This is a genomic window from Fictibacillus barbaricus (assembly GCF_031457135.1).
In the GTDB taxonomy this organism is placed as follows: Bacteria; Bacillota; Bacilli; order Bacillales; family Fictibacillaceae; genus Fictibacillus; species Fictibacillus barbaricus_A.
The window spans coordinates 1-22,808 of record NZ_JAVDWA010000010.1 but is presented as its reverse complement, the minus strand read 5'-3'; the positions used below and the strand labels follow the sequence as shown (position 1 = coordinate 22,808).

The following is a 22,808-nucleotide window of genomic DNA, read 5'->3' as shown; positions in this document are numbered from 1 at the left end:
ATACCCGGGGAGGTAATTTTTAAAATGATAAAAGCATTAACAGCTAAAGAAGTAGCAAAACGTGTTGTTGAAGGAAAAATGTTTATTCTTGATGTTCGTAATGAAAGTGATTTTTCAGACTGGAAGATCGAAGGGAAAGGTATTGAATCCTTAAATCGTCCGTACTTCGATTTAATTGATGGGGTTGAAGATTTGCTTGAACACCTTCCAGAAGAAGAGGTCTTAGTTGTTTGTGCGAAAGAAGGCTCTTCAGTAATGGTTGCAGAGATGCTTGATGAAGCAGGCATTAAAGATGTTTATTACCTTGAAGGCGGAATGAAAGCCTGGAGCGAATACTTGTTGCCAGTTAAGATCGGCGATTTAAAGGATGGAGGCTCTATCTATCAGTTCAACCGTATTGGTAAAGGATGCCTTTCTTACCTTGTTGATTCAAACGGTGAAGCAGCAATCATCGATTCTGCTCGTACTGTTGAAGCTTATGAAGATTTTGCTAAAGAAAACAATATTGAAATTAAGCACATGATCGATACTCACCTTCATGCTGATCACATTTCAGGCGGACGCCGTCTTGCGGAAAAAACGAACGCAACGTACTGGCTGCCTCCAAAAGATGCTGAGGAAATAACGTTCTCTTATGAAGCCTTAGAAGAAGGCAAAGACATTACGATTGGTAATACAAAGATCGAAATTCAGCCGCTTTATACGCCAGGTCATACGATTGGAAGTACTTCTATGATCGTTGACGGCCAATACTTGCTTTCTGGAGATATTCTGTTTGTTGATTCAATCGGACGCCCAGACCTAGTAGGTAAAGCGGAAGACTGGGTAAGTGATTTACGTGATTCTTTATATAACAAGTACAACAGTCTTTCAAAAGATTTAGTGGTATTGCCAGCTCACTTTGGTAAGATCAGCGAACTTGATGAAAAAGGTGCTGTTTCTGCTCCACTAGGTGAATTATTCGAAAAGAATGATGGTTTAAAAATTGAAAGTGATGATGAATTCCGTAAGGCTGTAACAGAAAACTTACCGCCTCAGCCTAACGCATACCAAGAAATCCGTCAGACAAACATGGGTAAAATCGACCCTACAACTGACGAACAGCGCGAGATGGAAATTGGTCCAAACCGCTGTGCAATTACTGAGTAAATAAAACAAACGCTCTTTTCTAATGGCTGTTTTCTAATAGATTGTTGTTTTTTAATCTTATTTATTATCTTCTTTGACAGTTGATTGGAGTGAAAGGTGTGAGACTCCTGCATACCAGCTACCTGAATATTCATCTATAAAGGTATGCGACGAGGAAGCTAACTACGGCAGGATTTTCTTGCAGACGCAGGAGCAGGATTCATTCATCTTCTAACGAGGGTTCACCGCACACCCTGCGGAAAGCGAGTCCTGCAATGGAAATTAACCTTATTCAAAAGTAACAGAGTTTACGAAAACAGCTTTTATAAAAGAGTGTAGTTTGACTAAAACAACATTAATCAGGAGGTTCTTCAAATGAACGTAACACAAACTTTAGATACTAAAGGATTATCTTGTCCAATGCCAATCGTAAAAACGAAAAAAGCAATGGATACATTACAAAGCGGTGATGTATTGGAAGTACTAGCAACAGATAAAGGGGCAGTAAATGACTTATCTGCTTGGTCAAAATCATCAGGTCATGAATTATTAGAGCACAAAGAAGAAGACGGCGTATTCAAATTCTATATTAAAAAGGGTTAACAAAGCATTGGGGGTATGGTCACATTCCTCCCTATAACATGATACTAATTGTGAAAGTATGAGGAGGAGATTGAATAATGGAACAACAAAATAAATCAACAATGGTCGTTTTTAGCGGTGATCTTGATAAAGCAATGGCAAGTTTCATCATTGCAACAGGTGCTGCAGCTATGGGGAAACAAGTTACAATGTTCTTTACATTCTGGGGATTAAACATTTTAAGAAAAGAAGAGTATGTGAACGTTGGTAAAAAATCATTCATGGATAAGATGTTCGCTGCAATGATGCCAAGAGGGCCAGAAAAGCTTGGTATTTCAAAAATGAATTTTGGCGGTCTTGGCGGAAAAATGATGAAGTACACCATGAAAAAGAAAAATATCGTTTCACTGAAAGAATTAATTGAAATGGCTCAAGATCTTGATGTTAAGATGGTTGCTTGTACAATGTCAATGGATGTAATGGGAATTACACAAGATGAGCTTATTGACGGTTTAGATTATGCAGGTGTGGCATCCTATCTTGCTGATGCAGACGAATCCAAGATTAACTTATTTATCTAATAGGTACTTGGGCAGGGGAGGATAAAGGCATGGATATTTCTTATTTTATTACTATTTTCTTAATTGGCTTTATTGGTTCTTTTATATCTGGAATGGTCGGTATCGGTGGATCTATCATTAACTATCCCATGCTTCTCTTTATCCCTGCATTATTGGGGTTCTCAGCCTTTTCCCCGCATGAGGTATCAGGCATCAGCGCCGTACAAGTATTCTTTGCGACGATCGGCGGTGTTTGGGCTTATCGAAAAGGCGGATATTTAAATAAAACATTGATTCTCTATATGGGAATAAGCGTATTGTTAGGAAGTTTTATCGGTGGGTTCGGATCTCGATTATTGTCTGATGAACAAGTCAACATCGTGTATGGAGTATTAGCAGTTATTGCAGCTATTATGATGTTTATACCGAAAAAAGGAATAGATAATATTCCAAATGACCAAGTTCGTTTCAACAAATGGCTTGCGGCCTCCCTTGCTTTTATAGTAGGTCTAGCTGCAGGTATTGTAGGCGCAGGCGGTGCATTTATTTTAGTACCGATTATGCTTGTAGTATTGAAGATTCCAACGAGGATGACGATTGCTTCTTCCCTTGCGATTACATTCATTTCTTCGATTGGATCAATTGCGGGGAAAATTTCAACAGGGCAAATTTTATGGTGGCCGGCTTTGATTTTGGTTGTCGCTAGTTTAATCGCGTCTCCGCTTGGAGCCAAGATAGGAAAAAAATCGAATACAAAAATACTTCAAATTATCTTAGCCGCATTAATTATCGCCACTGCACTTAAAATTTGGTTTGATATTTTATTATGAAAAAACTCTGTCACTGCACTTAAAAAGTGGAATGACAGAGCCTTTTTTGTAAAGGGGGTCTCGTTCGTTGATAAAAGAGAAAAAAGTAGCCTTATTGGAGGCTTCTTTTTCCTTATTCTTAGTTGCGGAGTGATTAATTCAACGAAATTCAGCCATAATCCACCGAGATTTTGAAATTATTCACCGAGTTTCACTCATAATCCACCGAGTTTTTATCATATACTCCCGAGTCGACAAAATCTTACAAAAGCTAATGTGAATTCCTCAAACAAATGCATAGGGTCATACCTATGAAGTGCTTTGGAAAAAGTTAATAGAACGAATCAGGGTCATGGTCATCGTAGCAAAGCCTACGGATAATATGGTAACGAGTGAGTAAAATAAGATGCCTTCTCCCATAACATATAATCCTGCGATAATGACCGCTGCATCAATTAGAAAAATAACCATCCCAACATTAATGGAAAACCATCTCGAAACAAAGAGGGCTAATAAATCGGAACCGCCTGTACTGGTATCATAGCGGAGCATCCAGCCGATTCCGGTTCCAATACACAGTCCGCCTATTACTGAACTCTCCATGATCGAAACGGTAAACATCCCTCTTAGCGGAGTAAGAAGATCGATAATAATAGAAGAAACGAGAAGACCATGGATACTGTTAATAAAATAGCGTCGCTCAAGTTTCCAAGCCATCAGATAAATAGGCAGGCTTAAAATGACGAGTGTCAGTCCAATCTTATATCCCCATACATATTTAACGAGCAGGCTAATTCCAATCATCCCGCCATCGAGAAGATGAAACGGAACGATAAATCCATTAATACCAATGCCAACTAATAGGCTGCCGAAAAATATAGCAACAGTACGTCTCACCATGGCAATCATCCTTGTACTTTTATTATTCATACATATGTTTGTTTGTCCTAAAATAGTCATTTGACCTGGTATGTTTGTCCGTATCTTTTTATGAACTTGCTGCATGTAATAGTATGTAGACCCTTGTTGTACTAAATGGGAAGGGTGAGTTATGAGAATGGGCTTCAGAAGAGAAGCTATGCGTCTTATTGAGAGGCAAGTCGCTGTTGATACAGTGAAAAAGACTTACAAAGGCAGACTTAAAGTAGTGGAAAGAGATTATATAATAATAAGTGTCTTGCGTAATGATCATCAGCAATTTGACCAGATCATCATACGGACGGATGAAATTATTGCTTTGTCTGCCCTTTAATTAAGAAATCCCCTGCACTTTTAAGTAGCAGAGGGATTTTTTGTTTACTATTTCTTTGTGAAACCTAATTGAATGGTCTGTGGGTTCTGAGGAGGAGCGCAGCATAATGATAAATCACGTGAATCTCCTGCAGATTCGAATTCGGAATCTTCTTTTGTATAGAAGATTTCCCAAGCGTTGCCGTCTGGGTCATATACCCAAACCTTATCTTGTACAGCATAACAGCAAGTTGTATTCATTTCATCGATTAATAGAAGTCCAGATTCTCGAAGTCTTTCGCCCATTGCGAGGACATCTTCGGTTTTGTTCACTTGAAACCCTAAGTGATTAAGCACTCCTTCTTTTTCAAAGGGACGTACATTTAGAGAAAAGTGAAGGGCAGGCTCATCCAGCTCGAATTTTGCATAGTTTTCTTTTACTTTTGCTGGCTCCTGACCGAAGAAACTTTTATAAAACGATAGAGATTTCTCCAAATCTGAACAGTTAACAGCAACATGCATACGTTGAATCATAATTTTGCACTCTCCTTTTTTAAGATACAAGCAGGAGCAATAAGTAAAGCCCTGCTAAAGTAATAAATAGGGTAGGAAGCGTTAAAATGATACCGATTTTAAAGTAGTAACCCCAAGTAATCTTAACTCCTTTTTTCGATAAAACATGAAGCCATAAAAGAGTTGCTAAGGATCCGATTGGTGTTATCTTTGGTCCTAAGTCAGAACCGATCACGTTAGCAAAAATTAGCGCTTCACGGATAACGCCAGAGGTACCCGTCCCATGAATGGCTAACGCATCAATCATAACAGTAGGCATGTTATTCATGATGGAGGATAAAAAGGCAGCAAGAAAGCCCATTCCAATTGTGGCTGAGAATAAGCCTTGATCTGCAATCACTTGTATCCAATCTCCAAGCATGTCTGTTAATCCAGCGTTGCGAAGACCGTATACGACTACATACATTCCTATCGAGAAAACAACAACCGTCCAAGGTGCCTCTTTGATGACTTTTTTTGTATGGATGGCAGGGCTTTTACGTGCAGCGAAAATAAAGAATAGAGCAGCTCCACCAGCGATAAAAGATACTGGAATTCCGATGAACTCACTTGTTAAGTATGCCACTAAAAGAACTGCTAGTATAAACCAAGAAAGCTTGAATATCTTTGGATCACGAATTGCATCCTTTGGCTGTTTTAATTGTGAAACATCGTAATTCGCCGGAATATCTTTTCGGAAGAATACGTATAGGACAAGCATGCTCGCAAACAATGAAAAGAAGTTCGGTACAATCATGCGGCTCGCGTACTCTACAAAACCGAATTTAAAGAAATCAGCAGAGACGATGTTAACTAAGTTTGATACAACGAGCGGCAAGGAAGTGGTATCAGCGATAAAACCACTTGCCATAATAAACGGTAAGATCATGGACTCTTTAAAATTAAGGGCACGTACTTGAGCAAGAACAATAGGTGTCAGAATTAAAGCTGCACCGTCATTGGCAAAGAAAGCAGATACAGCTGCACCAAGCAGAATGACATAGAAAAACATCTTCCTGCCATTTCCGTCAGCCAGTTTTGCCATATGGAGGGCGGCCCATTCGAAAAATCCGATTTCATCTAAAATTATGGATATTAGTATAATAGCAACGAAAGCTAAGGTAGCATTCCATACAATTCCGGTAACGGTCCAAACATCTGATGGAGTCACTACTTTTGCAAGAAGAGCAATGGCAGCTCCAATGGTAGCCGACCAGCCTATGGAAAGTCCTCGCGGCTGCCAAATTACAAAAATAATCGTTAATAAAAATACAGCAAAAGCCGTAATTGCCATGCTGTTCATAAAAATTCCCCCAATTGCTTATGCATTTTCTCTCTCTGAATTAGCAGCAAACTTTTCCGCCTGATTGCTTTAATTGCTCAATTTTATCTGACATGTCAGGAAGCGCTTCTAAATTTTCTTTCATAAAAGGATAATTTTCTCCATCGATGGAATAGAAAATCCATTGACTGTTTCGGCGTTCTTTCACTAATTTAGCTTGTTTTAACTTGCGTAAATGCTGTGAAATACTTGGTTGTGTCATTTGCAGAATTTCAACTAACTCACAAACACACAATTCTTCGTGACGTAGTAAAGCTAAAATATTCAAACGTGTTTTATCGGCCATTGCTTTATAACATTCAGTTAACTGTTCAAGTTCCATTTCCATTTCACCTCATTAGTATATAACCATATGTTTATATAGAAAGTCAAAGTATATATAATTAAATATTGATATAAGGATGTACTTATATTATGATAATCACGAAAGAAGTATTAGGGGGTTTTAAAATGGCTAAACCAATCATTTATTTTCTTTGCACAGGTAACTCTTGCCGATCTCAGATGGCTGAAGGATTCGGACACCACTACCTAGGTGATAGATATGAAGTGCATTCTGCAGGAATTGAAGCGCATGGTGTAAACCCAAACGCGGTTAAAGCGATGAACGAAGTAGACATTGATATTACAAAGCAAACTTCGGATGTGATCGATAAAGACATTTTAGAAAAAGCGGATTTGGTTGTAACATTATGTGGACATGCTAATGATGTTTGCCCAGCTACACCACCACACAAAACGCGAGAACACTGGGGATTTGATGATCCTGCAGGGAGAGAGTGGAGTGAATTCCAGCGTGTTCGCGACGAAATCGGAGCACGCATCAAACGTTTTGCTGAAACAGGAAAGTAGGATAGAAGCTCAGGAACCGGCTGGTTTCTGAGCTTTTTTTACTATAGAAAAGATATCTTGTTAACACTGATGTTTATCGATGAGGTTACAAGTTTATATAGTACAAGTGCAACTAAGGTGACAGAAGGGCTTGGCTCAGCCAAGTTTTCTTTGTATGGTTTTGTCTCATTGGTTCATCTTAATAAAGAGGTGATCATGTTGAGTCGAATATCTGTTGCAGTCATTTTTATCATCGCTTTGTTCGGCAGTTCTCATGTGTTGACAGTAGAGGCGGCGGGCAATCAAGCTGCTTTTGTAAGAGATGACGGATTATACTATATAGATGGAGATGTTGAAAGAAAAATAGCTGAAGGGCCAAAATTGTCTTATCCGAAAATATCATCCAATGGAATCTATATCAGTTATCTTTCTGGAGATTCAAATGAATTATGGGTATATAACCGAGTAACAAGGTTGAAAAGGAGAGTATTTCCGTCAAATGCCACAATGCCTAATTGGTCACCTATTGCTCCATTATTAGCATGGAAAAGCGATGGTGTCCTCAATGTTATTGATGTATCCAAACCTGCTTCATCTTTTCAGAATGTAACTTTAGGTGCAGGTAATTACAGCTGGACACCTGATGGAAAAGGCTTTGTTGTATCCTCTTCTGCTAATCTAGAGCCAGACGGGTGGACATCAGTAAAAATTTTCACTGTACCTTATGATGCAAACGGTGATTTGAAGAAAGTGAAACTGCTTACTACATTGCCAAAAGCAAGCGCATCCTTTTTTGCGATTGGCACATCAAAGTTTAAGTGGGCTGCAGGAGGAAGTGAGTTTGCTTTTATTGCGTGTCCAACAGCATCATTATCAGCTGACAGCAACACATTGATGATTGTCTCGAAAGACGGTGCTGCTACAAAAATAGCGGGTGAGATGCTGAATAACCCAAACTGGTTTCACTGGTCGCCAAAATCTGAGAAGTTAGCGTATATAAAAGGGATAGGAAGGCTGACTACAGAAAATAAAAAATTAACAGTCTGGAATTCAATAGCGGAAAAAGAAAATAGCTATGGTACAGCAGGCTTTGCAGATGGAGACTTCACCTGGAGAAATGAACAAGAATTAGTAGTAAGCCGACAAAAGGAAAGCGGATGGAATATCCCGAAAGAACAAAGACCAAAAGCATTTCTAACCTTTGTTAATGTACGAGATGGAAGTTCAAAACAACTCACTTATCCAAAGAGAATGGCAGATGTTTATCCCAAAACACTTCTGGATGGTCGATTGATGTGGGTTAGGACAAACTCTAACATGACAAATGTGAAAGTGATGAAAAAGAACGATATAAACTCAAATGAGAAACTATGGATCAATCATGTAAAAGCTCCATCAGACTGTTATGGATGGCAATGTGTGCTAGATGTGTATCAAGCTAGATAGAACGAAACAAAAGGCGAACTCTTTGCAAAGAGTTCGCCTTTTGTTTGTTTATGTGTAATGAAATATAAATCGGAAATATTGTTGTGATTTAAAATGAGAATATGAAAACCATGAAAATGAACGATTAAAAGTGAGGAAATATCCAGAACAACAAGCTGAAACCGACAAGGGAAATAAATTGTTTGGGGTCAGTCCCCATTTTTCGCCTTTACTCTTTCATGAATGTCCTTCTTCGGTCATACAGTTAAGAGTAAGGAATATGCAGGAGGGGGTAAACATGAACTGGGATCTGCAAAATAAACAACTGGAAAATGCAATTGCTGAAATTACCGAGATTGCTGACCACTTTGGCCTTGATTTTTACCCAATGCGGTATGAAATATGTCCGGCAGATATTATTTATACATTTGGTGCCTATGGAATGCCAACTCGGTTTTCCCATTGGAGTTTCGGTAAACAGTTTCATAAGATGAAACTTCAATATGACTTAGGGCTCAGTAAGATTTATGAGCTCGTAATCAATTCAGACCCGTGCTACGCCTTTTTATTAGATACAAACTCACTTATTCAAAACAAACTTATTATCGCTCATGTATTAGCACACTGCGATTTTTTCAAAAACAACGTTCGTTTTTCAAACACAAGGCGCGATATGGTTGAATGTATGACGGCGACTGCTGAACGAGTAGCTCAATATGAACATCAATATGGTAAAAAAGAGGTTGAGCAATTCCTTGATGCTGTACTTGCCATTCAAGAACATATTGATCCTTCCATTGTCCGGAAAAAATTTAAATATGGAATAGAAGAAGAGGAAGTAATAACACCTAAAAAAGAAACACCGTATGATGATTTATGGAAACTGGATCTAAAGAAATCAGATAAACCTATGATAAAAAAGAAAAAATCTTTTCCTCCTCAGCCTGAAAAAGACATCCTGATGTTTATTGAAATATATAGCCGTGAGCTTCAAGAATGGCAACGGGATATTTTATCAATGATGAGAGAAGAAATGCTGTATTTCTGGCCCCAGCTCGAAACGAAAATCATGAACGAAGGCTGGGGCTCGTCCCATTAAGGCGGTTAAATGAAAAATATCAAATAAAAACACGAAGTAATAATTAACTTCGTGTTTTTATTTCTAATTAGATTCTTCATCAATATCCAAGGCACTAGCAACTTCTTGATTCTTCAAATCCAATTTGGATTTTATTTCGATTGCAAGTTCCTTACACTCATTGTATAAAAACGAATATCTTAACTCCCCTAAATTCTTCGCTTCTATTAACATATCAGTAGCCTCTTGAATCATTTCATATCTCAAATAAAATTTACTATGCTCTAAATAATACTTTTGTTTAAAAGCATTTAATAAATCACTGTTTTGTGGATCATTAACGCTAAGTTGTTCGAAGGCAATACTATAAAAATATTTACCTTTTTCTTCAGCCTCAGAGAATTCTAAGGTGTTATTATTGAAATACCAGTAACCCCAATTGGCATCAATAAAAGGAACATCATGTGGATTTAAATATTCTTTTACCTCATTATAGAAAGTCAAATATTTTCTGGCATTTTCATAATCTTCAGCAGCTACAAGTTCATAAGTTAAGTTAATATAGAGTCCATCGAGAGTTTCATTAAAAGTTGTAAATTGTTTAAAATACTGTTTTAAGAGATCTAAACAGGTGGAAAGACATTTGTCCAAATCACCTTTATTGAAATCATCTTTTGCATTTTGATTATTTGTATTTAGCTTTTGATCATTATAGTCTCTAAATAACATGTAAGTAATATAATATATATCTTTTAATTTTTTCATGGATGGACTAAGTTCCATTGAGTATATCATTGCATCTAATGAAGATATTAAATCCAGAAATTGCTCTTTTAATTCAACTCTACTTTTCATTAAGAAAGTTTCATAATGGATCTCACCTAGTAATGTGTATAGTTGCGGGTCATCAGGGTATCTCGAAATAAGTGATTCTGCTCTATCTTTAGCCTCAGTTATAATATTTGTCTCCTTGTGGAGTATACTTTTAGCTTTAAGAGCTTGGATAATATTGATTTCTAATTCAAAATCATTTTCACTTTTCTTATCAAATTCTAATACTTCATCATATAATCCTGCCATCAAGTAATGATCTGCCATTAACTTTGGATCGCTTTCTATCTCATATATTGCTTTATTTATAAAATTCTTTGTACTAACTTGAATATTGCCGTTTATATTACTATCTTTGTCGTCTTTAAATCTGTTCCTGTATCCAGGCTCACTGTATTCTGTAATGTTATTAAGTGTACTGTACAGGTATGTAAAAGGTTTTTGAATAAATGTAGGTGGAAAACAGTCAAGGTTCTGGGCTAATTCAATGAAAAAATCATCTGAAGTATGTCCACTAACATAAAATGCATATTTTTCCTCACTCAATAAATTCTCTTTTAAATGCATTTCGGGTTCATCATACCTATAACCAACCCAGAATAATCTATTTTCAAATAATTTTTGTTCAGATAATAAATTAAAAATCGGATCGTTTTTGCCACTGTATCCTACTATAAGCCAAAGGCTATTTTGATTTAGTTGTTTAAAAACAGGATTTATTATATTTAATTGTTCTTCGAGTTCGTCTTTGGTGTTACATAAAATAAAACCAGTGTGTTGACCATGTAAATGAATTATCGATTTTTCAAATAGTAAATCTGATCTGAATTCTGAAGAAGTGGTTAAATCGTATATCCCTGGGAACTCACCTACAAGTGCACATGCTCTTTGTAATAAATTATCAAAATTGGTAGTTAACACCCTATGAAAAAAGTTGTGCTTTATCAACTGTGCAATGGCTATATGTGCCCAGTTTATTTTAGCATCATCAACTAAACTTTTAATTAAGTTTCTTCTTTCAGAAGGAGTTAATTTTGACATGCAATTTTCGTAGCTTTTAGGGTTTGCTCTTTCATACTCTCTTGGGAATTTTTCTTTTATTAATTTCACAATCCCATTAGCTGTCGGTATATCTGCCGTTGCAGAACATCCAGCACCGATTAAAAGATTTACTTTAATGCCTTCACGTTTTGCATTCTTAAGGGAAACTATCACATCATCTATATCTCTGTTAATATTCATAAAAACAACCTTTCCCATTTTTGGATCATTATAACAATTAGACCCGTTTTAATAAAGTGTTTTTTTCCTTCAGGTTAAATAGATAAAGTTATAAACAAATGAAAAAGCATCCGACATGGATGCTATTTCAAATGAATCTCAATATCATGTTCTCCCTTAACCACAACTTTCTCCACGACTTCTTTGATGAGTGCTTTTGTGACCGAAACAGGTAACTGGTCCATAACGTTCATCAAAGTACGAAGTTTGGACTTAATGTTTTCTTCAATGGCTTTCGGGTTCACTTCGATGACTTCGGATGCTTCAAGCTCACTTACAAGTGTATCCATTCTTTCTTTTTCATTTTGCAGGTCTTCCATCTCGATTAGACCAGCGGTGTAGGCTTCCACTTTTCGTTGATACCTTTTTTTGGCGTTATGAACTTTCTGCTGAAGGGCGGTCGAAGTGAGTGCATCTTTAGCAGGTTCGATAGACGGAAGAAAATGAAGCGTGAAATCTTTTGACAGCTGCAACAGACTTTCTTTGAAGAGTAGTTCTAACTCGGCCGAACGGTAAACTTTACCCGTACAGGTTCCTTTGTTTTTGTTCGCAGAACAGCGGTAGACCCCGTATTTGCTGTTCTTCGATCCCGCACGGTCATGACTCATCCCCGAACCGCATAATCCGCATTTTAAGATACCGCTTAAAAGATGCGTGCTTCGCTGCGAGCGAGCGGGCAGTCTTTTTTTCTCGGCTTTCTTCTGGACTTCCTCCCATATTTCAGGGTCGATGATGGGTTCGTGCGTACCTTCTATGATGACCCATTCCTCGACATCCTTCTTCTCGCGTTTTTCTGTACTGCCAGCTAATCGGTTCCAGATGGTTGTCCCCTTATAGGCGGGATTCGTGATCATGAGTTTGATCGTTCGGTTCCACCATTCTTTTCCCGTATGAGAGGGGATTCCTTCTTCGTTGAGTTTTTTAGCGATCGCAAAATAGCCCATGTTTTCCTTTAAAAACATCCCATAAATCCTTCGCACAATGTTGGCTTCATTTTCATCGATAACCAGTCTTTTGTCGGCGAGTTTGTACCCAAATGGAGCCGATGTGAGCCATTGTCCCTGGTTCGCTGCATGAAACATGTTATCGATAACACGTTCACGGATTCTTTCACGCTCGAACTCCGCCACGGCCCCTAAAACTTGAAGCGTCAATCGGCCAGACGGCGTATTCGTATCAAAACTCTCGCTGATGGAGATGAAAGACACTTTATGTGACTGGAACAAGTCGATGAGTGCTAGAAGGTCAGAGAGTTTTCGGCTCAATCGGTCGAGCTTTGTGACGATTATCCGTGAAAGGTTGTTCTCTTTCACTTCTTCCATTAGCAGTTTTAGTTGCGGTCTTTCTAAGTTTTTTGCCGATTCCCCTTCATCGATAAAAAAACGGATGTGCTGGTTCCAACCCATGGCGTGGCAATAAGACTCTAATCGATTCTTCTGTTCATCGAGTGAAAGCCCTTCACGTGCTTGTTCTTCGGTCGATACACGTGTATAAATCCCTATGTCTCGTTGGTCGATTTCCTCTGATTGACGAAACATATCGATCCCCCATTCTGTTTGTCCATTATATGTGTTCAAAACTTGTCTTATGAAAGATGGATTATCTCACTTCTCCTTCTGCATAGAGTGAAGTAAGGGGGAATGGCGATGAGACAAGTAATGGAGAGACGTGTTACTTTTTTTCGAAACGGTGAGCCGTTTCATTCTGTTGACCAATTATCCACAAGCGATCAAGAACAATTCATCAAAAACTGGCACAAGGTGGAAGAAAAATTATGGCGTGGTGCTTATGAAAGCCTTATGGAGTCACTCGATCCTAAGCAAACAATGACGCTAGAGGTTTATCGGAAAGAATGCAAAGGTTAGTCATACTGATAGGATAAACTGATTTACACAGACTATTCATATATATGAACAATTGTTTTTATATGTGAATAATTTCTATTCGTTTACACATAATACAGTCACAGCCAGTAAATGAATGGAGGGAAAAATATGGTTCGTCACAAAAAATCAGTCACAGAGGAAAGATTAGAAATAGGAAAGTTAGAATTTGTTTTTGAACCAGGGTTTGAAAAAGATTGGGCGAAAGTGATCGCTTCTTATATTTATTTTCAGATCAAAGATAACCTGATAAAGGAGGTGGGTGATCTTCCATGAAGAAAACTGTCATCTATTTAAGGCAGTCCCTTAACACTGATAAACAGCCGCATTCCATCAGCATGCAAAAAGATATGGCCTTAGAATATGCTGAAAAACGGGATTGGATCATCCACGAAGTTTACGATGAAGGAAATCGTTCAGCTCGAAAAACCACATTAGATGAACGCCCTCAATTAAAACGTTTATTAAACGATGTGGAAACAGGAAAGATTGAAAGAATCTTAGTCTTTAAGCGGGATCGGCTAGCTAGGAAAGTGCAGCAGTACATCGAGATCTATCGAATACTAAAAAAATACAAAGTTGACCTGCATTTTACAGCAGATAATGAACCCCCTCCATTTGAAGGAGCAGCTTCTGAGTTTATTGAGGCGATATTGGCTGGTATTGCAGAACATGAAGCCAACAATATCGTCCAAAGGTTAATCTATTCCAAGATCCCTTTGATAAAGAAAGGACTGTGGCAAGTAGGTTCTCCACCTTTCGCTTATGAATCAAAAAAGAAGAAAAAATCTGATTCTAAAGAGGAGGATGAAGAACCTATTAAGGAACTTAAAGAAGGCGAAAGCAATTTGAGGCACATCCCTGATAAAGTGAAAACCGTTAGGACTCTCTACTCTGAAGTGGACGCGATTTCTACGGATATTGTGGACAAGCGTGACTTTTCATTTTTCTGCAAATGCTTAAAAGAGAATGAAAACCTAGCATCTCTGACCCCAAAACAAATCTGGGACATCATTGTCCAGCCCCTTCATATCGGAAAAATGGTACAACGATTAGATGGTAATGAATATTCGATTGATAACGAAGTCACACAGACGCTTCGCATTTTAACCTATGAAGAAGAAGGGTTATGGTATAAAGCGAACGATATCGTGAAACAGCTCGACGTACCTGAATCTATAACGGGTGAAAAATCAGAGGATGATGAAGGTTTAGAAGAAGAGCTGCCAATGGCAAAGTTAGAACATGTTTTACGCTGCGGAACCTGTAAAGAACCATTAATAGCGATAAAAAAAGTATACAAGTGCAAAACAAAAACGTGTAAAAACGCACCAAAAATCAACAAACTGGATGAAGAAGTCTTTCAAAGAGTATGGGCTTACCTCATCAAAAAGGGAGAACACCAATGGGGAAAACTTAAAGAGATCTTAGAAAAACGCTATGGAGAACCGTTCAAAGCTAGAATCACGTATCTGGATAATGAAATATCTTTATTGGAGAATAAAATTAAATCCCATTTTCAACAACTTCTAAAATATCCATCTGAGGATAATCAAGAGCAATTATCTTATCTTGTAAACTGCTATAAAGAAAAATCAAAAGAACTAGAAAAATATGAGTCACTTCATTTTCATAACAAACAGTTTCTTAATCACTTAGATAAAAAGGAAACACTTGATTTAATAAGTGATATAAACTTAACCGAGATACAGAAGCAAAACATCCTCTCCCTCGTAAAAGTAGTGCACTATCACCGTAAGAAGACACCCGATATTCGTTGTTTAATACCGACTTATAGAGGTGAGAAATGAAACAGAAAAAAGAAATACTTTCGGTTGATGAAATCATAAAAAATGCTGAACGCATTGCGTTTTACAGCCGAGTATCAACAAAAGAACAAGAAAAAGAAAAAGATGAAGGTCAGCAGTATGGAAAGGTTTCTGATTTTTTAAATCGGTATGATAAAACGGTTAATGATGATGCTAAGTTTTCCGATACTGGATCGGCTTATTCAAAACCTTTTACGGAACGAAAAAATCTAGAGGCTTTATTACATGCGGTAGAAAATAAAGAGTTCGATGCTATCGTTGTTTCAGACCGTGATCGACTCTCCAGACAGACCGAAGAGCATTTTCAGTTAAGGTTATTATTAGAAAAAATAGGTGTGCCAGTTGTTATTGCATCAAGAGGAGAGTTGTATGATTCGGAAGATTTTATTCGTACACTTGTGGAAGACGCTCTCACGAGACTTGAATCTGACAACATTTCAACCCGTACAAAAGCCACTTTAAAATCATTACTGGACAGGGAGAAATATATTGGTGGAGCACCACCATATGGATATGAACCCATTGTTGATGATGTGAAGAAGGTGAAGAAAGAGCAGAAAGTCGTTCGATTTAAACCTGTTCACAAAGAGTTGAGTAATGTAAAAAAGGTCTTTCATCTGTATAAAAAAAGTGAGACATTCTCAAGTATAGCTAACACATTGAACAAAAAAAATCCTCCAAAGAAATGGACGGCTACCAGGGTTAAAGAAATCATAACGAATCCGATCTATACGGGTCATCTCGTCTATAACCGTTATGAGAAGGAATCAAGAAATTTTGCTCCAATCGAACAATGGAAATGGTTTAAATGTTCTTTTATCCAAGAGAAGGGCATTGTAATTAGTGAAGAAGACTGGTGGTATTGTTGGCATAAGTACACAAAAACGAAAGATAAACGGCCGAGGTTTTTGAATACATCATTTTATATGAATGATCTATTAAGATGTTATTGTGGTGGTCTGATGATGGGAAGAGATAAGCGTACAAACCTAAACAGGAAAAAAGGGAAAAAGGTATATGGGTTCCGCTATTATATTTGTCCGAAGTGTAAAGAGAAAATAAAAGCGGATGTACTAAATAACCTGGTTTTAGACTTAATCTTTAAAATGACTGCACCAAAAGACTTAACCATCAGGGAAGTAAAAAAAATGATTGCTGCTGAGATTGTGGCTAAAGAAATAGAAATACTTCAATTGAAGAATGACATCCAGTATGAAAAGAACAATTTAAATGTCCTTAAAATGTTTGAAAAAAACGGAGATAAAAAGGATGGCATGCTCCTTGATTCAGAACAACATGATTTATTGGCATATCTGCTCTCAAAAGCTGATAGTGAGGGCAAATTAAAGTCCTATAAGGTTGATTTACCTCAAATGGAAGAAGCATGTCGGAAGTTAAAAGAGATACATGATATGGATGGAAACATTGAAGGATGGGTTGATTTGTTTTTTCGCTACAAAAGATGGAAGTCACTTACCAATCTTGAAATTCGCAATCTGGTGCTGCTTCTCATTGAAGAATGTTCCCTCATTACTTCAACAAAGGTTAAATTAAAAATTAAATCACTCCTACCCGAGACGCTTGATCTAAGTGGTAAATAAAATGAGCAGAAAATCTGCTCATTTTTTGTTTTCTTTTTTTCCAATCCATTCTAATAACGCGTTAAAATAAGGGTGTGGTCCATAATAGGTCGGACAAGTTATAATATTTTTGAAACATTCGACAAAAAAATTATGCCTTTTTGTACTGAACAAAGAAATAAAGTTATTTTATATTATTTTATTTTTTCTTATTTTATTTTTCTTTATTTCTCGGCAGTTCGGAGAGGCTTATACAATTTCTCGGCAAGTGTAGGAAAAGGGATCCCTTTTCCTACACTTGCCGAGAACCATATTATAAGGAATGGACAAACCTGTACGAACCTACAAGGATTTTACACCATTTTATGCGTTTCAACTTTTATCAACATTATCCTCTAAATAATATCTCGGTTTATCATATTTCAACACAATATTTCTCGGTTTTTTATATCATCTGAATAACAATGAAACAGTAATAATAGAGGAGTAACATTACAGAAGTAAATTTAGGATCGTAATATTTCCGTTTTAATATTACTCCAATAAAAATTCTGCTGTAACTTTACCGTTGTAATATTACAACCGTCATGAATAAAAACCATTTTTCATATACTTGTACAAGTAAACAGGGGATGGTGATCGAAAAGTGGAGAAAACATTCAATGTCCATGAGGCTTTTAAAATTTTGAAGCGACACTACATTATTGAGAATATACAAACAGTTTCTCGTTATATTAGGGAAGGTAGGCTACACGGGGTTAAAGCAACCCGAAAAGATGGATGGATGATAAAGGAGTACGACCTATATGAGTTCATTGATGAAGAAATGCCAGGCATTGTTGAAATGGTATACATTTATGACAAGTATTCCGAAAGTGTAATTGTTCCAAATTCAGAATCTTATCTTAAAGGAAAAAAAAGGATTATTGCAGCCGAAAAAAATTTGGATGATGTTCTAAACAAAATTAATGATGAGTTAAACCATCTGAATCAACAAATAGAACAATTAAAAAAACCATCTAGCAAGGAGAAAACGATCAACGGTACAAACCCAGTTCTTCAACAACCTAGTGATAAAAGCCCTTCTATTCCGAAAAAGAAGGGCAACAAATATGAAAAAGTTAAATTTGGAAAATTTAAAGAGCTATTAATAGAAAAAGAAATTATTAATGAGGTGGATACTGATTCACTTGAAAATGAAATGAAAATCATCTACAACGTCTATTTTGATGACCAAGAACTCATGAGAGATAATGTATTTAAAGAAAATGGTTATATGTGTCCAGTTTCGCAAGAGGAGATGAAAGTTTTTGTTCCGCTGCTTAAGAAAACCTTTCCTCAATTGCTGAAACAGATAAAAGATAAAAAACTGGTTTTGAAGGAAGACGGAACCGTCGGTCCTCCAATTGAGCAAAAAGTAAAAAAGGAAGATGTCAAAAAAACTCCAGACATTAGCAAGGATGGTGAGATAAACGGAGAAGAAATTGAGTTAGTCGAGGAAGAAGCATAGTAACCATGGCAAGAAGCCGTAAGTGCTTTTCATGAGGGGAAAAGATTTACTTTCACTGCCAAGGCGGAAGTAACCGTACAAGTACAGTTGAATTGAAAGATGTACTAAAAAGAATCTTTCCAGAAGCATAAACAAGCAATAAAAAAAGCAAAGGAACCTCTAAGTATCCTTTGCTTTTTCACGTTTATGTATGTTTTTTACTAATGATCAAGGGATTGAAGTTTTACAATAAGACGGTAGAACTAGTTGCCTTCCTCAAGATAATAATACGGTTGTTGTTTGGCTTGGTATAGAGATATTAAATCATCCAACTCTTGACTCTTCTTTAACAAAACAGGATCAGTTAAGCATTCAATCGTATAAGTCTGTTGCAATAACTCGTTTTTGACTCTGGCAATCTCTTGCAGCAACTGCTCGCAAGTAATCATTTTTATCATCCAATCTAATCAGTTAATACTTTAAAGTATAACAAAATGTAAATATATTGGAAATGATATTTGTGAACTACTACTAATGGTAGAGTTGCTACTTATCATTTATAATTAATCCTCTTTTGCTTTTTCATGTTTATGTTGGTCTTTTACAGATGAGATGGGCTTATTTAGATTTTGATAAAAGAAGTTCCAATCCTTTTTCAAAACTGGATAGCAGGTATTCAGCTGCTTCCTCGTCTTTTGCAAGTAACTCTTTATATCGATTTATAGCATGATTCACTCGAAAAGAACTTTCATCGTTCTCTTTGTCTGGCAGGACATCGGGAAAGATGTGGAGTTCTTTTTGCAGTTCTTCAAGAATCTGAAAATAGATGCTTTTGGATTTTCCTGCTTCTAGGTTAAACATATACGTTTTCGAGACGCCGAACTCTTTAGCGTGTTCTGCTAAAGAGAAGCCTTTTTTCTTTCTTAAAAAACAAACCCGTTGACCAATCTCTTGCCGCATTATTATGACCTCCTATTTTATCAGTATTTGGGAGATTTTTGTTGTTTTAGACGTATGGATACTTAAAAATTTCCAAAAGTTTCTGTATCCTAATTACTTATTCTAAAACTGCACCCAGTGGTAAAATTATTATGGGTGATGTAAATGTTTTTATCTCCGATGTTACTACAAAGATCAGACGAACCCCTTAATCAAGAAGGTTATATATCGGAACTGAAACTTGATGGTATACGGATGATCTATTCAAATATGGAACAATTGAGGCTATATACAAGACATAACAATGACGTAAGTCAAAAGTTCCCAGAACTTTGGGACGCTGGCATTCCAAAAGGGACCATTCTTGACGGAGAACTTATCATGACTGACCATAAAGGACATCCCGATTTTGAAGCCATCCAAGGCCGTTTTCAGGTTTCTAAGACAATGAAGATTCAAGGCTTATCCAAAAATAATCCTGTCCATTTCTGTGCTTTCGATATTCTGTATCATGAAGGAAAGTCTGTCATGAAATTACCTTTATTGGAACGGAAGCGACTCTTGGATTCTATAATCCAAGAGAACGAACGAGTATCAAAGGTTCGTTGGTTAAAAGGAAAAGGAAGCGAGTTGTTTGCCCTTTGCCAAGAGCGAGGACTAGAAGGGATTGTGCAAAAGAAAGCCGATTCGGTCTATGAGAAAGACAGCCGTTCTCATTCGTGGCAGAAAGTGATTAACTATCAATATGAAGATGTTTTCGTGATTGGGTACCGCAAAAAGGAGTTTGGCTGGATACTTGGTAAAGTAGAGAACGGTGTCACAAGACCACTTGGCGTTACCGAATTCGTGCCCCCTAAGGCTAGAAGGGAACTTTATCAAGCTGCTGCTGGATTCGTTACGAACGAAACGGAGGATGCAGTATATCTAAGTCCTAAAGTTTGCTGCACAGTGAAGTTCAGGAATTACACAAAGGCTGGAATTCTAAGAATGCCTGTATTTGTAAAGTTTGTCCAATAAGAAAGGACCACCTTCTGGTGGTCCTTTTCTATTGCTCAGTTGGTTTCCATTTATTCGTTAGCCTGTGGTTGTAGAGTCATCACTTGTATTTAAATAGGGACTGCCCCCAGCGTTATTAACCTGTATAGTTGGATTCTCACTAGTATCTAGATAAGGGCTACCACCATCATAATCAGCTCTTGTTGAGTGGTGCTTACTTGTATCTAAATAAGGATTGTCGTCAACAGATTTATCAGATATTCTTGGTGGTTTATGACCTTGTTCTGGCATAAAAATCTCCTCCGTTGAAAATTCCTTAATTTACTCCTTTTAAAAAGGATATAGAACACTGGTGATAGTATTAGTTATTAACTTGGATTTATTCATATTGACATTCGATAATGGGACTTGGTAATAGACTTACCAAATATAACGAAAAAGGATAAACGACACCTCAAAAGAAGATATAGTAATGTAAAAAAACAATGAATTTTATTCAACAAACGAGCAGGATTGTTGAATAAGGGGTATTAATTTTGTTTGGAGGTGCTTGGTGGGAAAATTTTTTATTATATTTAGTTTGTTCATTACAATTGTTTTAAGTGGTTGCAATTCAAATTCAGCATATCCTGATGAAATTGAACGTGCTTACAACTATGTTAGTCCTGTTTCCCAAGAAACTATTAAGGATTGGAAAAAAGCAAATGTGGAGAAATTTACACCCACTGGGAAATTAGAAGTAAAGGATGAAAAAAAAGACAGGTATATCAATATTGAAGGGCTTAAAACATTGAAGGTAACCTTTAAAACAACTGATGATGCAGAACTTGGTCCGATTAACGTATATATTGATGAAGTTTCAAAAAAGATATTAGGTATCGGTATTCGTAAATAATGAGAGATGGACTCTAACTAAACTGTCTCTCCTTTTTATTCAACAATCGGGTGCTTTAATGGAAGATAAACAGAGCTGAACTCACAGGCATCTGGGGAAATCGCCTGTTGCAGATAAAGAATCATTCCGTCTCAATCTAAGTGTTCCCAGTTATCCACCTTGCATCGATAAAATCACTGTAATATCCTTGCGATTTCTTAAGCAAATGGGTATTTTTATTTTTGAGTTTTTTACATATTTTGCTTAACTGAAATTTTATTAATGAATATCATCAGAAAACGAACGATAAATCTTTAATGGGTGGCTTTCTAAAATAAGGTTTATAAATAAAACCATGCTTTTAACAAAAAGACCTTCTAAAATGTTGATTTCAATTTGCTTCTTCATCTGACCTCTCCTTATCAAACCTTTATAAGTTAAAAAGAAAGGGACCACCTTTTGGTAACGGGTTCTCTTTTGAGGGAGAAAACGAGGAAAAACAAGCCAAATCGCAAAGCAATTAGCACAATAAATCGCAACGTATTTCGTTGCGGTTTTTTCTTGGTATATAAGGTCTATTGTTAAAAAACACCACTTTTATCACCTTAATTAGCACCCTGATTCGCACACGTTTTAGCAAGATGACAATAACTATTGTCACGCTGCGAATTGGTATGCGAACTCACTTGTCAATTGACGTGCCTATGGGAGGGGAAATGTTGAAATTCATTAAAACGATTGCTTCCTTAATTAGCACCCTGATTCGCACACGTTTTAGCAAGATGACAATAACTATTGTCACGCTGCGAATTGGTATGCGAACTCACTTGTCAATTGACGTGCCTATGGGAGGGGAAATGTTGAAATTCATTAAAACGATTGCTTCGGCATAATGGCGGTCTTTTTATTTACAGGTTGCCAATCAAATTCAAATGATCAGGTAGATGTGAAGATAAAAAGCGATGAAGAACTAAAAGAGATTGCTGATACTTACACTTACGAAGATTATAAAAAGGTTTTTGAAGAAGTAATATCTAAAGCAGATGAATTTGAGAAAAATGAAAAATTAAAGAAATAGATAATACGGATTTTAACACAAGAAAAATTATCCTATAAAACGGATTTAACGGCTGAACAAGTGATACAGCTAGCTGTTCAAGAGATGGAAGAAGATGAGGTATGGAAATCAATCGCTAAAAACAAATACAAAGTTTCTACTACTCAAAAAGAAGTAGATAATTACATTAAGGAAGGTCCAGATACGAGTGACTTGCCGCAACACCGAGCTTTTGCAGACGCTATGGGGTTATCTCTTGAAGAACTTAACCATAATTTTGACAGAGATATTTATGAGAAGAATGTCATTTGGTTAAAACTGAAACCTAAACTAGAAAAGAAATACAATACTACAAATAATAATGAACAAATTGAAAAGTACAATGAGGAAGTTGAAAAGCAACTTAAATAGGGTTAGTCCACAAAACCAGCTAATAGTTTGTCAACATTTTTCATTAAAAGCCTACAATTATTCATGTTATACTGAATTTGTCCATGACAAATAACCTTCCG

At 36.8% G+C, this 22,808-nt stretch carries 26 protein-coding genes and 1 pseudogene; 17 read left to right on the top strand and 10 right to left on the bottom strand.

Features of this window, described 5'->3' with window-relative positions; all coding sequences use genetic code 11:
* Positions 1–24: 24 nt before the first annotated feature.
* The 4 genes from J2X07_RS18125 (at position 25) to J2X07_RS18110 (ending at position 3,100) form a co-directional block, all read left to right on the top strand.
* Entirely contained in the window at positions 25–1,149 is a 1,125-nt protein-coding gene (locus tag J2X07_RS18125; protein WP_310262073.1) for an MBL fold metallo-hydrolase, read from the top strand.
* Between the two features lie 354 nt (positions 1,150–1,503).
* The gene (locus J2X07_RS18120) at positions 1,504–1,731 is read left to right on the top strand and encodes a sulfurtransferase TusA family protein (RefSeq protein WP_310262071.1); all 228 of its coding nucleotides are present in this window, start codon (positions 1,504–1,506) and stop codon (positions 1,729–1,731) included.
* A gap of 77 nt (positions 1,732–1,808) precedes the next feature.
* On the top strand, positions 1,809–2,291 hold the full coding sequence (locus tag J2X07_RS18115; protein ID WP_310262068.1) for a DsrE/DsrF/DrsH-like family protein: 483 nt from the start codon (positions 1,809–1,811) through the stop codon (positions 2,289–2,291).
* A gap of 29 nt (positions 2,292–2,320) precedes the next feature.
* On the top strand, positions 2,321–3,100 hold the full coding sequence (locus J2X07_RS18110; protein WP_310262066.1) for a sulfite exporter TauE/SafE family protein: 780 nt from the start codon (positions 2,321–2,323) through the stop codon (positions 3,098–3,100).
* Positions 3,101–3,388: 288 nt separating this feature from the next.
* Here the strand turns inward: J2X07_RS18110 and J2X07_RS18105 are convergent, their stop codons facing one another.
* Positions 3,389–3,979, bottom strand: coding sequence for a YitT family protein (locus tag J2X07_RS18105; protein WP_310262063.1), 591 nt, complete (start codon positions 3,977–3,979; stop codon positions 3,389–3,391).
* Between the two features lie 151 nt (positions 3,980–4,130).
* Here J2X07_RS18105 and J2X07_RS18100 point away from each other — a divergent pair, with 151 nt between their 5' ends.
* A complete protein-coding gene (locus tag J2X07_RS18100) occupies positions 4,131–4,331 on the top strand; it encodes a hypothetical protein (protein WP_310262061.1) in 201 nt (66 codons plus the stop codon).
* Positions 4,332–4,378: 47 nt separating this feature from the next.
* Here J2X07_RS18100 and J2X07_RS18095 read toward each other — a convergent pair whose 3' ends face one another.
* From J2X07_RS18095 to J2X07_RS18085, 3 genes are read right to left on the bottom strand one after another with little or no spacing between them, the layout of a single operon-like run.
* Positions 4,379–4,843, bottom strand: coding sequence for an ArsI/CadI family heavy metal resistance metalloenzyme (locus tag J2X07_RS18095; RefSeq protein WP_310262058.1), 465 nt, complete (start codon positions 4,841–4,843; stop codon positions 4,379–4,381).
* 19 nt (positions 4,844–4,862) lie between these two features.
* Positions 4,863–6,155 (bottom strand): arsenic transporter, encoded by a 1,293-nt coding sequence (locus tag J2X07_RS18090; protein WP_396194625.1) that lies wholly within the window; start codon positions 6,153–6,155, stop codon positions 4,863–4,865.
* A gap of 49 nt (positions 6,156–6,204) precedes the next feature.
* Positions 6,205–6,525, bottom strand: a complete 321-nt coding sequence (locus tag J2X07_RS18085; protein ID WP_310262053.1) for an ArsR/SmtB family transcription factor — start codon at positions 6,523–6,525, stop codon at positions 6,205–6,207.
* A 128-nt stretch (positions 6,526–6,653) separates the two neighbouring features.
* Between J2X07_RS18085 and arsC the strand changes: the two genes are divergently transcribed.
* The 3 genes and pseudogenes from arsC to J2X07_RS18070 all read left to right on the top strand — a co-directional run.
* Positions 6,654–7,055, top strand: coding sequence for an arsenate reductase (thioredoxin) (gene arsC, locus J2X07_RS18080; protein WP_310262049.1), 402 nt, complete (start codon positions 6,654–6,656; stop codon positions 7,053–7,055).
* A gap of 195 nt (positions 7,056–7,250) precedes the next feature.
* Positions 7,251–8,480, top strand: coding sequence for a TolB family protein (locus J2X07_RS18075; protein WP_310262046.1), 1,230 nt, complete (start codon positions 7,251–7,253; stop codon positions 8,478–8,480).
* Positions 8,481–8,757: 277 nt separating this feature from the next.
* Positions 8,758–9,549, top strand: a pseudogene (locus J2X07_RS18070) (SpoVR family protein); the annotation flags it as partial.
* A gap of 72 nt (positions 9,550–9,621) precedes the next feature.
* Here J2X07_RS18070 and J2X07_RS18065 read toward each other — a convergent pair.
* Both J2X07_RS18065 and J2X07_RS18060 read right to left on the bottom strand, forming a co-directional pair.
* Complete coding sequence (locus J2X07_RS18065) at positions 9,622–11,610, bottom strand: SIR2 family NAD-dependent protein deacylase (RefSeq protein WP_310262043.1); 1,989 nt, start codon at positions 11,608–11,610, stop codon at positions 9,622–9,624.
* 122 nt (positions 11,611–11,732) lie between these two features.
* Complete coding sequence (locus tag J2X07_RS18060) at positions 11,733–13,187, bottom strand: recombinase family protein (protein ID WP_310262040.1); 1,455 nt, start codon at positions 13,185–13,187, stop codon at positions 11,733–11,735.
* Between the two features lie 108 nt (positions 13,188–13,295).
* Here J2X07_RS18060 and J2X07_RS18055 point away from each other — a divergent pair, with 108 nt between their 5' ends.
* From J2X07_RS18055 to J2X07_RS18035, 5 genes are all read left to right on the top strand, one after another.
* Complete coding sequence (locus tag J2X07_RS18055; protein WP_310262037.1) at positions 13,296–13,514, top strand: hypothetical protein; 219 nt, start codon at positions 13,296–13,298, stop codon at positions 13,512–13,514.
* Between the two features lie 129 nt (positions 13,515–13,643).
* The gene (locus J2X07_RS18050; RefSeq protein WP_310262033.1) at positions 13,644–13,808 is read left to right on the top strand and encodes a hypothetical protein; all 165 of its coding nucleotides are present in this window, start codon (positions 13,644–13,646) and stop codon (positions 13,806–13,808) included.
* Positions 13,805–15,343, top strand: coding sequence for a recombinase family protein (locus tag J2X07_RS18045; RefSeq protein ID WP_310262030.1), 1,539 nt, complete (start codon positions 13,805–13,807; stop codon positions 15,341–15,343). The genes J2X07_RS18050 and J2X07_RS18045 overlap by 4 nt, the downstream gene beginning before the upstream one ends.
* Positions 15,340–16,962, top strand: a complete 1,623-nt coding sequence (locus tag J2X07_RS18040) for a recombinase family protein (protein WP_310262027.1) — start codon at positions 15,340–15,342, stop codon at positions 16,960–16,962. The genes J2X07_RS18045 and J2X07_RS18040 overlap by 4 nt, the downstream gene beginning before the upstream one ends.
* 625 nt (positions 16,963–17,587) lie before the next feature.
* On the top strand, positions 17,588–18,451 hold the full coding sequence (locus J2X07_RS18035; protein WP_310262024.1) for a hypothetical protein: 864 nt from the start codon (positions 17,588–17,590) through the stop codon (positions 18,449–18,451).
* A gap of 242 nt (positions 18,452–18,693) precedes the next feature.
* Here J2X07_RS18035 and J2X07_RS20000 read toward each other — a convergent pair whose 3' ends face one another.
* Together J2X07_RS20000 and J2X07_RS18030 are read right to left on the bottom strand one after the other, a co-directional pair.
* Positions 18,694–18,879 (bottom strand): Spo0E family sporulation regulatory protein-aspartic acid phosphatase, encoded by a 186-nt coding sequence (locus J2X07_RS20000; protein WP_396194601.1) that lies wholly within the window; start codon positions 18,877–18,879, stop codon positions 18,694–18,696.
* A gap of 169 nt (positions 18,880–19,048) precedes the next feature.
* Positions 19,049–19,390, bottom strand: a complete 342-nt coding sequence (locus J2X07_RS18030; protein WP_310262021.1) for a helix-turn-helix domain-containing protein — start codon at positions 19,388–19,390, stop codon at positions 19,049–19,051.
* A 144-nt stretch (positions 19,391–19,534) separates the two neighbouring features.
* On the opposite strand from J2X07_RS18030, the gene J2X07_RS18025 reads away from it, so the two are divergent.
* A complete protein-coding gene (locus J2X07_RS18025) occupies positions 19,535–20,386 on the top strand; it encodes an RNA ligase family protein (RefSeq protein ID WP_310262019.1) in 852 nt (283 codons plus the stop codon).
* Positions 20,387–20,443: 57 nt separating this feature from the next.
* On the opposite strand, the gene J2X07_RS18020 is transcribed toward J2X07_RS18025, so the two are convergent.
* Positions 20,444–20,656: a hypothetical protein gene (locus J2X07_RS18020; RefSeq protein WP_310262017.1), complete on the bottom strand. Its 213-nt coding sequence runs from the start codon at positions 20,654–20,656 to the stop codon at positions 20,444–20,446.
* A 262-nt stretch (positions 20,657–20,918) separates the two neighbouring features.
* Here J2X07_RS18020 and J2X07_RS18015 point away from each other — a divergent pair, with 262 nt between their 5' ends.
* Complete coding sequence (locus J2X07_RS18015; protein ID WP_310262015.1) at positions 20,919–21,260, top strand: hypothetical protein; 342 nt, start codon at positions 20,919–20,921, stop codon at positions 21,258–21,260.
* Between the two features lie 258 nt (positions 21,261–21,518).
* On the opposite strand, the gene J2X07_RS18010 is transcribed toward J2X07_RS18015, so the two are convergent.
* Positions 21,519–21,647: a hypothetical protein gene (locus tag J2X07_RS18010; protein ID WP_310262012.1), complete on the bottom strand. Its 129-nt coding sequence runs from the start codon at positions 21,645–21,647 to the stop codon at positions 21,519–21,521.
* A 484-nt stretch (positions 21,648–22,131) separates the two neighbouring features.
* Here J2X07_RS18010 and J2X07_RS18005 point away from each other — a divergent pair, with 484 nt between their 5' ends.
* Positions 22,132–22,317 (top strand): hypothetical protein, encoded by a 186-nt coding sequence (locus J2X07_RS18005; protein ID WP_310262010.1) that lies wholly within the window; start codon positions 22,132–22,134, stop codon positions 22,315–22,317.
* Positions 22,318–22,401: 84 nt separating this feature from the next.
* Positions 22,402–22,707: a hypothetical protein gene (locus tag J2X07_RS18000; protein WP_310262007.1), complete on the top strand. Its 306-nt coding sequence runs from the start codon at positions 22,402–22,404 to the stop codon at positions 22,705–22,707.
* Positions 22,708–22,808 lie beyond the last annotated feature (101 nt).